The organism is Tenacibaculum sp. Cn5-46 (genome assembly GCF_022347705.1).
GTDB classification, from domain to species: domain Bacteria; phylum Bacteroidota; class Bacteroidia; order Flavobacteriales; family Flavobacteriaceae; genus Polaribacter; species Polaribacter aiptasiae.
Genome location: NZ_JAKRGD010000004.1, coordinates 338,365 through 351,469 on the forward strand (window position 1 = coordinate 338,365; position 13,105 = coordinate 351,469).

Sequence of the window (13,105 nt, forward strand, 5' to 3'; positions counted from 1 at the left end):
ATGAAAAGTTAAAAGGTTCAATTTTCTTTTTAAAAATAGAAATTTAAGTTTGAGTTAAAAGTATTTGAAACCATATCTTTTCCTAATTTTGCAAACCATAAATTATAGTTTACAATGCCACGTAGAGAACGAAATAAGTTTGTTAAAAGAAACGAAACAATAGAGATTTTAATTGAAGATTATGCCTTTGGAGGAAAAGGAATTGGAAGAATTCGCTCAGAAGAAGGAGTTTTTGTTGTTTTTGTTCCCAACACTTTACCAGGACAGTTGGTAAAAGCTCGTGTAGTTAAATCAAAAAAGAAATATGCTGAATGTAAACTAGTAGAAGTTATAAAACATTCAGAAGACGAAATAGAAGTTCCATATCAAGATATACCAGGTGCTCCATATATTCAGTTACCTATTGATCTTCAACATCAATACAAAAAAGAAAGTACGCTTTCTTTGTTTAAACGAATTGGTAAAGTTGAAAATATAGAGGATTTATTTGACGAATTCGTTACTTCTCCTAATGTATTTCATTATCGAAACAAAATGGAATATGGATTTTCAGCTATTGGTTACGACAGAATAAACAAAAAAGATGATGACTTTTTTACACTTGGCTTTAAACGCCGTGGTGTTTGGTGGATGGGAGATAATTTAGATAAAGACTCTGGATTATTTGATGCTCAAGTTGAAGACAACTTAAAAGTAATTAGAGAATACTGTGAAAAAACTGGTTTAGCTCCTTGGCACGGACCAAAAAAAGAAGGGTTCTTCAGATATTTTGTTGTTAGAAAGTCTTATAAAACAAATGAATTATTATTTAACTTAGTAACAACTTCTCATGATTTACCTAAATTTGACTTACAAGCTTTTGCTAATTTATTAAAAGACATTTTTGGAGATCGTTTAGCAGGATTGTTACATACTATTAATGATGAAATTGGTGATAGAACTATTGCTACTTCTGGAAGTATTAGTCTTGTTACAGGAAAAGATAAAATTGTAGAAGAATTATTAGGTCTAAATTTTGAAATAAGTATGAAAAGCTTTTTTCAAACCAATCCAAAATCTGCAGAGAAATTATATACCAAAGTTGTTGATTATGCGTTAGAAAACAAAGATGCAGTAGACAATACTGTTGTTATGGATTTGTTTTGTGGAACTGGAACTATAGGTCAAATAATTGCTTCAAAAGCCAATAACACCAAAATTGTAGGTGTAGACATTGTAGCCTCAGCTATTGAAGATGCTAAGAAAAACGCTGAAAGAAATAATATAAAAGGTTTAGAGTTTTATGCAGCCGATGTTGGTAAATTTTTAAATGAACATCCACAGTTTAAAAACAAAATAAGAACTATTATCTTAGATCCTGCACGTGCTGGTATTGCTCCAAAAACACTTAAAAAAATCATAAATCTAAATGCAGATAGAATGGTTTATGTATCTTGTAACCCAGCAACTCAAGCTAGAGATACAGAAGAGTTAATGAAAAATGGCTATCAATTAAAAAAGATTAGCTTGGTAGATCAATTTCCGCATACAGCGCATATTGAAACAGTAGTATTATTTGAAAAATAATTTTTAATGAAAAAGTATATTTTATTTTTTGTCTTAATGGCAGGATTACTTTCTTGTGAGAGAGATGATTTTTGTGTACAAAATCCAGTAACTCCAAATTTAGTTTTACGTTTTTATGATAAAGACGATAATAGTCAAACAAAAATAGTAGAACGCTTATCAATTATAGCACAAGGAAAAACAGATAGTTTATTTACCAATCAAACAACTGATAGTATCGCCATTCCTTTAAATTCATTGGACACAGAAACTGTTTTTACTCTTAAAATGAATAATATTGATAATACTATAGCTAATAATCAAATAGCTACATTAACAGTAAAATATGATAAAGAAGACGTTTATGTTTCTCGTTCATGTGGATTCAGAGTTATTTATAAAGATGTTAATTTAACACACACAGGTTGGATTGATAACTTATCTACTTCATTAATCACTAATATTGACAATCAAGCAAAAGCCCATGTACAAGTATATCATTAGTCTTTGTCTCACAATTAGTTTTTTACAAGGATACGCTCAAAAAGCAAAGAACTCTGAAACCCCAAAAGACACAATAGTTTATAAAACAGGTTATGGACTTCGTTTAGGTGTTGATATTAGCAAACCCGGACTTTCTATATTTGATAAAAGTTACAGTGGATTAGAAATTGTTGGTGATTACCGTGTTTCTAAAAAATGGTATGTAGCTACAGAATTAGGATATGAAAAAGAAACAACTTTTGAAGATTTTACTAATTCAACTTCTAAAGGAAGTTATATTAGATTAGGAGCTAATTATAATGCTTATCAAAACTGGTTAGACATGAATAATGAAATTTATGTTGGGATGCGTTATGGATTTGCTCTTTTTGATCAAACTTTAAATAGTTATAGACCAAATGTTGGTAATAGTTATTTTCCTTCAAATACTATTACAACTCCGGTAACAGACACAGGACTAACCGCTCACTGGACTGAATTTCAATTAGGAATAAAAGTTGAAACTTTAAAAAATCTTTTTGTAAGTGCAAGCTTTTCTTATAAAATAATGATTAGTGTAGACGACCAAACAAACTTTAAAACACTATACGCTCCAGGATTCAATAGAGTTTTTGAAAGTAGTACTGGTTTTGGATTTAACTATACAATATCATACCTAATACCTTTTGTTAATAAGTAATTTTAGATGTTTCCCTTGTTTTTAATACCTTTACAGTCATTTTTATAAAAGTTATTAACAATGAGTAAAGTCCCAAGCGTAAATTTAGCTGACTTTTTATCGGGCGATGAAAGCAGAAAACAAAAATTTATAAACGAAATAGGTAATGCTTATGAAACTATTGGTTTTGTTGCATTAAAAGGTCATTTTTTAGATGATGAACTAGTAGACAATCTATATAAAGAAATTAAAAACTTTTTCGAATTACCTACTGAAGTAAAAGAGAAATATGAGATACCAGGAATTGGAGGACAAAGAGGATATGTTTCTTTCGGAAAAGAGTCTGCAAAAGGGAAAAAAGAAGGAGATTTAAAAGAGTTTTGGCATTTTGGTCAGTACGTAGATGCTGATTCTAAATATGCAAAAGAATATCCAGCTAATGTAGAAGTTGAAGAGCTTCCAGAGTTCAATAGAATAGGAAAGCAAACATATCAAATGTTAGAAAAAACAGCTAAATATGTTTTACGTTCATTAGCATTACACTTAGGATTAGAAGAAACTTACTTTGATCAATATATCAAAAACGGAAATAGTATTTTACGTCCAATCCACTACCCTCCAATTGAAACTGAACCAAAAGGGGCTGTAAGAGCTGCTGCTCATGGAGACATTAACCTAATTACTTTGTTAATGGGAGCTCAAGGAAAAGGATTACAAGTACAAGATCATGATGGAGTTTGGCATGATGCAATTGCTCAACCAGATGAATTAATGATCAACGTTGGTGATATGTTATCTCGTCACAGTAACAATAGATTAAAATCAACTATACACAGAGTAACAAACCCTCCTAAAGAATTATGGGGAACTTCTCGTTACTCTATTCCATTTTTTATGCACCCAGTTTCTGATATGAAATTAGACGTTTTAGAAAACTGTATTGACGACAATAACCCAAAGCAATTCGAGGATATTACAGCTGGTGAATTCTTAGATGAGCGTTTACGTGAATTAGGATTGAAAAAGTAATTTAATGGATTTACAAGATCAATTAAAAAACTTATTTCCAGATCATCAATTTGAAGAAAAACCAATTGAAGAAAAATCTGATATTTGGCTTCAAGATGATCCTATTCTTTGCAAATATGAAAAACGCAAAGGGAAACCTGTTACTATTTTAGACGGGTACAATGGTGCTACTCAAGATTTTAAAAAGCTTGCCAAAGAGATTAAAACCAAACTTAGTGTTGGTGGCAGCTTTAAAGACGATACCATTATTATTCAAGGTGATTACCGTGATCAAATAATGGAAATATTGAAAGACAAAGGCTTTAAAGTAAAACGCGTTGGAGGCTAATATTATCAAAGTGTCAAGAATAATATTTCTTGGCACTTTTCCTTAAAAAAACTTTTAAAGTGTTAAAATATAGGTAATTAATAATAACGTAGAAAAATTAACGTTTATTATATACCAATAGAAGAAATCAAAAAAGAATTCCTCAATATTATGACATCCTCATTATTACACATTACCAACGGAGACACTACAACTCTACAGTTAAAAAACTTAAATTTTAAAGGAGATATTATTACATGGAGAGAAATGTTGTGCGAAGGAAAAACATCTGTTGATGTAGGAAGTGAAAACTTTTGGAAAACTCGTTTTGATTTTTTAAAATCGTCATATAAAGTTACAAAAAGAAAATTTATTGATTACACTTTAAAAGAGTATAGAAACCTTTGTAATCAAAAAAAACAAGACGAAATTGTTCTTTGGTTTGAATACGATTTATTTTGTCAAATAAATATGCTGGCAGTTATTAGTTGGCTTAAACGTTATAGAAAAAATCAAAAAATCTCGTTAGTTTGCAGTGGTAAAGTAGCAAACAGTAAAAAAATGTTAGGTCTAGGTGAACTATCTCCTACTCAATTAAAAGAACATTTTAAAAACAGGATAACACTTACCCAAGACGATATTGAGTATGCTGATTACATATGGCAGCTTTATTGCTCAGACAGTCCTTTGCAACTTGAAAATGCTTCAAAATTAAACCCTAAATCACCATTTGTATATTTAGAAGAAGCTATAAAAGCACATTTACTTCGTTTTCCATCTATAGAAAATGGGTTAAACCATATTGAAAACAATATTTTAAAAACCGCAAACAACAATAAATTTGAAACAAAAAATAAGTTTATTGGTCACCTTTTATCAAATCAAGAGGTTTATGGATATGGTGATATTCAATATGTTAACAAAACAAATCAATTAAAAAGCTTATTTTCTTCATTTAACCCTGTTAAATTAAATAAAATAGGTAAAAAAGTACTGCATAATCAAACGAACTATTATGCAAAAATGCGTTCCGATTTTTCGTATCTTGGAGGCGCAAAAAAATACAGCTATTTATATGTAAACTCTACAAACAAGCTGTTAAAAATTACATCATAAATGAACATACAACATTCTGAACTCATCTTAAATCCTGATGGCAGTATTTATCATCTAAATTTAAGACCTGAGCATATAGCTACCGATATTATTTTCGTTGGAGATCAATATCGCGTTGATAAAGTAACACAACATTTTGACTCTATTGAATTTACAACTCAAAAAAGAGAATTTAAAACTACTACAGGAACTTATAAAGGAAAAAGATTAACTGTAATTTCTACAGGAATTGGCCCTGATAATATTGATATAGTTTTAAACGAACTTGATGCTTTAGTTAACATTGATTTGGAAACACGTCAAGTAAAAGAAACTCACACACAGTTAAATATTACAAGAATTGGTACTTCTGGTTCTTTACAAGCCGACATTCCAGTAAATAGCTTTTTATTAAGCTCACATGGATTGGATTTAAACGGTATGTTACAGTCTTATCAAGTAGGAAAAATTGCTAATCCAGAATTAGAACAAGCTTTTATTAAACATACAGATTGGAGTTCTAAAAAATCGTATCCTTTAGTAGTAGCGAACGGAAAAGCATTAGAAGAAAAATTACTTTCAGATAAAGTACATAAAGGTATTACAGCTACTGCAGGCGGTTTCTATGGACCTCAAGGACGTGTTTTACGTTTAGGACTACAAGACGCTCAATTAAATGCTAAAATTGATAGTTTTAACCACAATGGTAATAGAATTACAAATTTAGAAATGGAAACTTCTGCGATTTATGGTTTATCAAAATTACTAGGTCATAATGCAGCCTCAATGAATGCTTTAATTGCTAATAGAGCTAATGGAACATTTAGCGAAAACCCTGGTAAAGTTGTTGCTGATTTAATTCAATATACCTTAGACAAATTAGTTGAATAGATGCTAAATTTAAAAGTAGGTGGTGTACCAGAGCATTTCAACTACCCTTGGTACATTACCTTAAAAAATAAAGAATACACCAACAACAACATCAATTTACGTTGGCAAGACTTTCCTGGAGGTACTGGTGCTATGTGCAAAGCATTACGTTCAGGAGAAATTGACATTGCAATTGTACTTACTGAAGGAATTATCAAAGATATTATCAATGGTAACCCTTCAAAAATTACACAAACCTTCGTAAAAAGCCCTTTAATTTGGGGGATACACGTTGGTGCTAAATCTTCTTTTAAGAAAATTGAAGATTTAGAACATGCAACTGTAGCTATTAGCCGTTTTGGCTCTGGGTCTCATTTAATGGCTATTGTAAACGCACATAATAATGGCTGGGATGTTGAAAAACTAAAATTCAAAGTTGTTGGTAATTTACAAGGAGGAATTGATGCTTTAACTAATGGTGAAGCTGACTATTTTATGTGGGAACATTTCACCACTAAACCTTTGGTTGACAACAATACTTTTAGGCGTTTAGGAGATTGCCCTACACCTTGGCCTTGTTTTGTGGTAGCAGTTCGTAGTGAAATTTTAGAAAATAATTTTGATGAAGTAAAAAAAGTTTTAGATATAATTAATAATTGTACTACTGACTTCAAAGAAATTGAGAATATTGATAAGACACTGTCTATCAGATACGAACAAAAATTAAATGATATTCAAGAATGGCTATCTATTACAGAATGGAATGATGGAGAACCAGTAACTGAAAATTTAATTACCAGCATACAAAATAAAATGGTTGAGTTTAACGTTATTGATGAGAAGAAAGATTCTGGTGAGTTAATCAGAAATATGTATATTTGATTTTTTAAAACCCAAAAAATGAAAAAAATAGTATTTATTGCAATTTGTGTAGTTAGTTTAGTAGGTTTTTCTTCTTGCGGAAGCACCAGCCCATGCGGTTTAGCAAAAACTAATCAAACCAAACAAAACCAACATCAACAAGAAATCATAGTAGCTGATGCTACTGAGATAGCTGAATAAGTTGATGTTTCTTTTATTCAAATTCAATAAATCCGCTTTTTTAGGCGGATTTTTTAGTTCTTCTTTTTTAACATTGGAACAAATTTAAAGTCTCCCAATTCATGTTTTTCAAATTCCTTAGGTGATTTTCGAAGAAATAGAGTCATAACTTGCTCTTTATCTCCAACTGGAATTAATAACCTTCCTCCTATTTTTAACTGTCCTAATAAAGCTTTTGGCACATATGGAGCACCTGCTGTTACTATAATTTTATCAAACGGAGCCTCTTCTGGTAAACCTTTGTAACCATCACCAAAAATAAAACGCTTAGGTCTATACCCTAACTTAGGTAAAAACATCGATGTTTTTTTAAATAATTCATGCTGACGCTCTATTGAGTACACCTCAGCGTTTAACTCTAACAAAACAGCTGTTTGATAACCAGAACCAGTACCGATTTCTAAAACTTTTTCTCCTGGTTTAACTTCTAATACTTGCGATTGAAATGCAACAGTAAAAGGATGTGAAATTGTTTGATCAGCTGCAATAGGAAATGCCTTGTCTTGGTAAGCATGTGATTCAAAACTACTATCAATAAATAAGTGTCTTGGAATTTTTCGTACAGCATTTAACACTTTTATATCATATATCCCTTTAGCTTCTAAAACCTTTGCTAATTGATTTCTAAGCCCTTGATGTTTGGTAGTATCTCTCACAAATAGTAAAATTTCGACGGGCTAAAAGTAGTAATAAATCTCTACAAAAGTGTATCTTTGTTAGCGTTGATTTTTTGTATAAATCATTTCTTTTTATATAAACATTCAAATAACTAATAATCTTTCACTTATGCTAAAAGCCGGAGTTTTAGGCGCAGGACATTTAGGTAAAATACACTTGCGTTTGTTACAACAATCAGAAAAATATGAATTAGTAGGATTTTATGATCCTTTTACCGAAAATGCACAAAAAGTAGCTAAAGAGTTTGGTTACAAATTATTTAACTCTGTAGAAGAACTTATAGATGCCGTTGATGTAGTTGATATTGTTACACCAACCTTATCTCATTTTGATTGTGCTAAACAAGCCATAGAAAAAGGAAAACACATCTTTATTGAAAAACCTATTACTAATACTTTGCAAGAAGCTGAAGGTATTAGAACACTTGCTAGTCAAAACCACGTGAGAGGTCAGGTAGGACATGTGGAAAGATTCAACCCAGCTTTTACAGCAGTAAAAGACATTATTGACACTCCAATGTTTATTGAAACTCATAGATTAGCTGAATTTAACCCTAGAGGAACTGATGTTCCTGTTGTATTAGATTTAATGATTCATGATATTGATATTATTTTATCAGTAGTAAAATCGAAAGTAAAAAATGTTCATGCTAGCGGTGTTTCTGTTATTTCTGAAACTCCTGATATTGCCAACGCTCGTATTGAATTTGAGAATGGATGTGTTGCCAACTTAACATCTAGCAGAATTTCAATGAAAAACATGCGTAAAAGTCGTTTTTTCCAGAAAGATGCTTACATCTCTGTAGATTTCTTAGAGAAAAAATCGGAAGTAGTAAAAATGAAAGATGTTCCTGAAAATCCAGATGAATTTGCTATGATTTTACAAAATGCTGAAGGTGTAAAAAAGCAAATTTATTTTGACAATCCAGAAGTAACACCTAACAATGCTATTCTAGATGAGTTAGAATCTTTTGCTAATGCAATTAATACTGACACAACTCCTGTTGTTTCTTTAACTCAAGGGACAGAAGCTTTAAGAGTTGCACAAATGATTATTGATTGTTTCTAATCAAACTTTAAATAAAAAATAAAACTATACATACAACATGGAAAATATCGCAGTAATTGGAGCTGGAACTATGGGAAATGGAATCGCTCATACATTTGCTCAATTTGGATATAACGTTCAACTTATTGATATATCACAAGATGCTTTAGATAGAGGAATTGCAACCATTACTAAGAACTTAGACAGAATGGTAGCTAAAGAAAAAATTAGTTCTGAAGATAAAGACAATACTTTAAATAATATTACCACTTTTACCTCTATAAAAGAAGGTGTACAACAAGCTAGCTTAGTAGTAGAAGCTGCCACAGAAAATGTTGACTTAAAATTAAAGATTTTTAAAGATTTAGATGAAGTTTGTCCAGAAGAAACAATTCTAGCAACAAATACTTCTTCTATTTCAATAACTCAAATTGCTGCAGCAACTAAAAGACCTGAGAAAGTAATTGGAATGCACTTTATGAATCCAGTGCCAATTATGAAGTTAGTTGAAATTATTAGAGGATACAACACTTCTGACAAAGTAATGGACTTTACAGTTGATTTAACGAAGAAAATAAACAAAGTTCCTGTAGAGGTTAACGACTACCCTGGTTTTGTTGCAAATCGTATCTTAATGCCTATGATTAATGAATCTATAGAGACATTATATAATGGAGTTGCTGGTGTTGCTGAAATTGACACTGTAATGAAATTAGGTATGGCACATCCAATGGGACCTTTACAATTAGCTGATTTTATTGGTTTAGATGTTTGTTTATCTATTTTAAATGTAATGTATGATGGATTTAAAAATCCTAAGTATGCTCCATGTCCATTATTAGTTAATATGGTTATGGCTGGTAAATTAGGTGTTAAATCTGGTGAAGGTTTTTACGATTATAGTGAAAGTAGAAAAGCTGAAAAAGTGGCTAAAATGTTCTCTTAATCGCTTTATAAGCTTAACAATAATAAAAAAGGAAGTTTCTGATTTGAAACTTCCTTTTTTACTTTAAAATAACGAGCCTATAATTTCTTTTATAGTAATTCCTTCAGCTTCCGCTTTATAATTTTTAACAACCCTATGCGATAAAATAGGGATAGCTACCGCTTGAACATCTTCAATATCTGGCGAGTATTTTCCTTTAACAGCCGCATGCGCTTTAGCTGCTAATATTAAGTTTTGCGAAGCTCTTGGTCCAGCTCCCCAATCAATGTATTTTTTCACAAAACTAGTAGCTCTATCAGACTTAGGTCTTGTTTTACCTACTAAACCTACTGCATATTCTATAACATTATCTGCTACTGGAATTTTTCTTATTAATTTTTGTACCTCTATAATTTCTTGAGCTGAAAAAATTGATTGTACGTTCTGATTAATAATTGAAGTAGTATTTTTTACCACTTGAACCTCTTCCTCAAATGAAGGATATTCTAAATTAATAGAAAACATAAACCTATCTAATTGCGCTTCTGGCAAAGGATATGTTCCTTCTTGTTCAATTGGATTTTGAGTTGCTAATACAAAAAAAGGTAAATCTAATTTATATTGATGCCCTGCTACTGTTACAGATTTCTCTTGCATTGCCTCTAATAAAGCAGCTTGTGTTTTAGGAGGTGTACGGTTAATCTCATCTGCCAATATGATATTAGAAAATATTGGTCCTTTAATAAACTTAAAATTTCGATTCTCATCTAATATTTCACTTCCTAAAATATCAGAAGGCATTAAATCTGGAGTAAACTGTATACGGCTAAATTGCAAGCCTAAAACATTAGAAATTGTATTAACTAATAATGTTTTTGCTAAACCTGGAACTCCTACTAAAAGAGAATGTCCACCACATAAAATAGATAATAAAGTATAATCAACAGCTTCTTGTTGTCCGATTATTACTTTTCCTATTTCTTGTTGCAATTGAGAATATTTTTGAACTAAATTGTTTACCGCAGTTACATCAGACATAAATTATCTTTTTTTAATACAATATTTTTTACGAATTTTTATAAAATAAGATTCCCGCTTTCGCGGGAATGACAATATAAGTATAATTAAATTATTTTTTTTTTATTTATTTCCTTTTTTCCAATCTTTTTTAAAGGTACATGATTTATAATCGTTACCTAACTTTATATAGGTTTCTTGAATTTTATCTTTAGACCATTTAATGATTTCTTCTTCTTTCTTTTTTGCTAAAGCAAACTGTTGCATTCTTACATAATCTTTTACAAGATCAGCTTGATGTGTTTCAGTTTTATTTTTCAAAAAGATTAGCTTGTACATCTTTTCACCTTCACGTGTTTCGTCATAAAATATATCTGAAAGATCTCCTTTTTTAAGCTCACTAATTCTTCCAAATAAATCTGGTGGCATTCTTGTTAATTCAAATGTACTTTCGTTTGTATATGGATTAATTATTAAACCTCCATTACTCTTTGTATCTTCATCCTCAGAATATTTTTTAACAGCTTCTTCAAAAGTAATTTTTCCTTCTTTTAAATCTGCTTTAATTTTTTCTATTTCTTTCTTCGTTTCATTTAGCTTTTCATCAGCTATTTCTGGCTGTAATAAAATATGAGAAACATCTCTTCCTTTTCCTTTTATTTTATTAAGCAAAATTATATGATATCCAAACGGTGATTTAAATGGCTCAGAAATTTCTCCTTCTTCTAAAGAAAAAGCAACTTCTTTAAATTCTTTAACGAAATTTGTTTCCTTAGTAATAACTCCCATGTTACCACCATTTTGACCTGCTGTAGGGTCGTCAGAATTTATAATTGCTTTCAATTTAAAGCTTGCTCCTCCTTCTACTTGCTTTTTAATTTCATTAAGCTTCTTTATTATACGTTCGTTTTCCTCTTTTGTAGGTTCGGCTTTTAATACTAATTGAGCTATTTCTACTTCAGCTGGTATTTCAGGTAACTCATTTTTATCTTTTAAACCTTTAAAATAAACACGAACTTCTTCAGGAGTTACATCTACTTTTTCAGTTATTTTTTGTTGCTCTTTCTCTATTAATGCATTTTCTTTTTGGACTCTACCTAATTCTTTTTTAAAGTCTTCTAAATCATTAAATCCATAAGCTTTATATGCCTTTTCTTCACTTCCATATTGGTTGGTAAAAAACGCTATACTTCTTTTAACTCTTGAATCAATATCGGCCTGCGAAACTACAACACTATCAATTACTGCATGATGCGCTAATAATTTTTGCTGCATTAACTCTTCTAACATTTCGCAATCGGAAATTTTCACTTTCCCTTCACTTCTTGCTTCAACTTCTTGTTTGAATTTATCTATATCAGAATCTAAAACAATATTTTTACCTATTACTACAGCTACTCCATCGATTTTTTTAGCTTGTTGAGCATTTACAACTCCTAAACTAGCTAAAAAAAAGGTGAATAAAATACTAGTATTCTTTAAAGTTTTTGTTTTGAATTGCATCATTTATCAGCGTTTTTTCTATCTCTCTTATTAATTCTAATTTTCTTTTGTGTAAAATAATTTGCTTAATCCTTGAACTAACAAACGTTAAAGGGGCCGTAGCATTTCTTGGTAACATATTTTTTACAGCGACCAAATATACTCCTAAACTATCTTCTTTTTGTATGAATTTGGATATTTTTAACAAATTTCCCTTAGTTTCTGTCTGAAAAGGAGCAATACTTTTCTTTAGATAATCAATTGTAACCCAAGTTGAGTCTTGCAATCGGTAAGATTTAAAGTTCAATAAATAACTTTCCAAGTCTTCTTTATCTTCTTCTTTATTGGACTTAAACTTTTTTATTGTTTCATCCTTATCTAAAAAATCTTTTCCAAAATGAATATACTCAAACTGCAATAATTCTTCATTTAATTTAAAATTTTCTTTATTTTTCTGATAGTATGAATCTATTTCTTCTTCTGTTACAATGGTATCTAATTGTTGTTTTATCAAACGTTCTTTATAACCGTTGATGTATAGACTTTTTTTGTAATCGTTTACTAAGCTTTCTATTTTCTCACTATTAACTTCAGATATATTTTCTTCTGCTTTAGCTAATAACAATTGCTGCTTTGCCCATGAATTTATTAGCCCTTTTACAATAACCAAACTATCTTTAGCTGTTATTCCTTTTGGTAATAAACCTTCTATATCTTTTTTGTATAAATTTTTATTGTATACGGTCGCAATAGGCTTGTCTTCCCTAAACTTCTCTCTTTTAATACTAATTAAATCACAAGAAACTATAAGTAGTAATGCTATAAAAAAGAATCCCCTCTTCATTTT

Annotated in this window: 15 protein-coding genes; 11 read left to right on the forward strand and 4 right to left on the reverse strand. The window is 30.3% G+C overall.

Going from position 1 to position 13,105, the window contains the following annotated elements:
* Nucleotides 1-114 precede the first annotated feature (114 nt).
* The 9 genes from rlmD to MHN29_RS10515 all read left to right on the forward strand — a co-directional run bounded on the left by rlmD (nt 115) and on the right by MHN29_RS10515 (nt 7,070).
* Nucleotides 115-1,566 (forward strand): 23S rRNA (uracil(1939)-C(5))-methyltransferase RlmD, encoded by a 1,452-nt coding sequence (gene rlmD, locus MHN29_RS10475; protein ID WP_235274651.1) that lies wholly within the window; start codon nt 115-117, stop codon nt 1,564-1,566.
* Nucleotides 1,567-1,572: 6 nt separating this feature from the next.
* Complete coding sequence (locus tag MHN29_RS10480) at nt 1,573-2,049, forward strand: DUF6452 family protein (RefSeq protein ID WP_235274650.1); 477 nt, start codon at nt 1,573-1,575, stop codon at nt 2,047-2,049.
* Nucleotides 2,030-2,728, forward strand: coding sequence for a DUF6048 family protein (locus MHN29_RS10485; RefSeq protein WP_235274649.1), 699 nt, complete (start codon nt 2,030-2,032; stop codon nt 2,726-2,728). Before MHN29_RS10480 ends, MHN29_RS10485 begins: the two co-directional genes overlap by 20 nt.
* Before the next feature lie 60 nt (nt 2,729-2,788).
* Entirely contained in the window at nt 2,789-3,736 is a 948-nt protein-coding gene (locus MHN29_RS10490; protein ID WP_235274648.1) for an isopenicillin N synthase family oxygenase, read from the forward strand.
* A gap of 4 nt (nt 3,737-3,740) precedes the next feature.
* Entirely contained in the window at nt 3,741-4,064 is a 324-nt protein-coding gene (locus MHN29_RS10495; protein ID WP_235274647.1) for a translation initiation factor, read from the forward strand.
* Nucleotides 4,065-4,214: 150 nt separating this feature from the next.
* Nucleotides 4,215-5,159, forward strand: a complete 945-nt coding sequence (locus tag MHN29_RS10500) for a DUF1835 domain-containing protein (RefSeq protein WP_235274646.1) — start codon at nt 4,215-4,217, stop codon at nt 5,157-5,159.
* The gene (locus MHN29_RS10505; protein ID WP_235274645.1) at nt 5,160-6,029 is read left to right on the forward strand and encodes a nucleoside phosphorylase; all 870 of its coding nucleotides are present in this window, start codon (nt 5,160-5,162) and stop codon (nt 6,027-6,029) included.
* Entirely contained in the window at nt 6,030-6,890 is an 861-nt protein-coding gene (locus MHN29_RS10510; RefSeq protein WP_235274644.1) for a substrate-binding domain-containing protein, read from the forward strand. It abuts the gene before it with no gap.
* An 18-nt stretch (nt 6,891-6,908) separates the two neighbouring features.
* The gene (locus tag MHN29_RS10515; protein ID WP_175578764.1) at nt 6,909-7,070 is read left to right on the forward strand and encodes a hypothetical protein; all 162 of its coding nucleotides are present in this window, start codon (nt 6,909-6,911) and stop codon (nt 7,068-7,070) included.
* A gap of 53 nt (nt 7,071-7,123) precedes the next feature.
* Here the strand turns inward: MHN29_RS10515 and MHN29_RS10520 are convergent, their stop codons facing one another.
* Entirely contained in the window at nt 7,124-7,765 is a 642-nt protein-coding gene (locus MHN29_RS10520) for a protein-L-isoaspartate(D-aspartate) O-methyltransferase (RefSeq protein ID WP_235274643.1), read from the reverse strand.
* A 130-nt stretch (nt 7,766-7,895) separates the two neighbouring features.
* Between MHN29_RS10520 and MHN29_RS10525 the strand changes: the two genes are divergently transcribed.
* Nucleotides 7,896-8,855: a Gfo/Idh/MocA family protein gene (locus tag MHN29_RS10525; protein WP_235274642.1), complete on the forward strand. Its 960-nt coding sequence runs from the start codon at nt 7,896-7,898 to the stop codon at nt 8,853-8,855.
* A gap of 37 nt (nt 8,856-8,892) precedes the next feature.
* Nucleotides 8,893-9,780, forward strand: a complete 888-nt coding sequence (locus tag MHN29_RS10530; protein ID WP_235274641.1) for a 3-hydroxyacyl-CoA dehydrogenase family protein — start codon at nt 8,893-8,895, stop codon at nt 9,778-9,780.
* Nucleotides 9,781-9,843: 63 nt separating this feature from the next.
* On the opposite strand, the gene MHN29_RS10535 is transcribed toward MHN29_RS10530, so the two are convergent.
* The 3 genes from MHN29_RS10535 to MHN29_RS10545 all read right to left on the reverse strand — a co-directional run bounded on the left by MHN29_RS10535 (nt 9,844) and on the right by MHN29_RS10545 (nt 13,102).
* Nucleotides 9,844-10,797, reverse strand: a complete 954-nt coding sequence (locus MHN29_RS10535) for a MoxR family ATPase (RefSeq protein WP_235274640.1) — start codon at nt 10,795-10,797, stop codon at nt 9,844-9,846.
* 102 nt (nt 10,798-10,899) lie between these two features.
* Complete coding sequence (locus tag MHN29_RS10540; protein ID WP_235274639.1) at nt 10,900-12,282, reverse strand: peptidylprolyl isomerase; 1,383 nt, start codon at nt 12,280-12,282, stop codon at nt 10,900-10,902.
* Nucleotides 12,245-13,102 (reverse strand): hypothetical protein, encoded by an 858-nt coding sequence (locus MHN29_RS10545; protein ID WP_235274638.1) that lies wholly within the window; start codon nt 13,100-13,102, stop codon nt 12,245-12,247. Before MHN29_RS10545 ends, MHN29_RS10540 begins: the two co-directional genes overlap by 38 nt.
* Nucleotides 13,103-13,105: the final 3 nt, after the last annotated feature.

Excerpts from the sequence above, each read along its gene's own strand:
- rlmD (WP_235274651.1), top strand. The coding sequence starts at position 115 with ATGCCACGTAGAGAACGAAATAAGTTTGTTAAAAGAAACGAAACAATA.
- MHN29_RS10480 (WP_235274650.1), top strand. The coding sequence starts at position 1,573 with ATGAAAAAGTATATTTTATTTTTTGTCTTAATGGCAGGATTACTTTCT.
- MHN29_RS10485 (WP_235274649.1), top strand. The coding sequence starts at position 2,030 with ATGTACAAGTATATCATTAGTCTTTGTCTCACAATTAGTTTTTTACAA.
- MHN29_RS10490 (WP_235274648.1), top strand. The coding sequence starts at position 2,789 with ATGAGTAAAGTCCCAAGCGTAAATTTAGCTGACTTTTTATCGGGCGAT.
- MHN29_RS10495 (WP_235274647.1), top strand. The coding sequence starts at position 3,741 with ATGGATTTACAAGATCAATTAAAAAACTTATTTCCAGATCATCAATTT.
- MHN29_RS10500 (WP_235274646.1), top strand. The coding sequence starts at position 4,215 with ATGACATCCTCATTATTACACATTACCAACGGAGACACTACAACTCTA.
- MHN29_RS10505 (WP_235274645.1), top strand. The coding sequence starts at position 5,160 with ATGAACATACAACATTCTGAACTCATCTTAAATCCTGATGGCAGTATT.
- MHN29_RS10510 (WP_235274644.1), top strand. The coding sequence starts at position 6,030 with ATGCTAAATTTAAAAGTAGGTGGTGTACCAGAGCATTTCAACTACCCT.
- MHN29_RS10515 (WP_175578764.1), top strand. The coding sequence starts at position 6,909 with ATGAAAAAAATAGTATTTATTGCAATTTGTGTAGTTAGTTTAGTAGGT.
- MHN29_RS10525 (WP_235274642.1), top strand. The coding sequence starts at position 7,896 with ATGCTAAAAGCCGGAGTTTTAGGCGCAGGACATTTAGGTAAAATACAC.
- MHN29_RS10530 (WP_235274641.1), top strand. The coding sequence starts at position 8,893 with ATGGAAAATATCGCAGTAATTGGAGCTGGAACTATGGGAAATGGAATC.
- MHN29_RS10535 (WP_235274640.1), bottom strand. The coding sequence starts at position 10,797 with ATGTCTGATGTAACTGCGGTAAACAATTTAGTTCAAAAATATTCTCAA.
- MHN29_RS10540 (WP_235274639.1), bottom strand. The coding sequence starts at position 12,282 with ATGATGCAATTCAAAACAAAAACTTTAAAGAATACTAGTATTTTATTC.
- MHN29_RS10545 (WP_235274638.1), bottom strand. The coding sequence starts at position 13,102 with ATGAAGAGGGGATTCTTTTTTATAGCATTACTACTTATAGTTTCTTGT.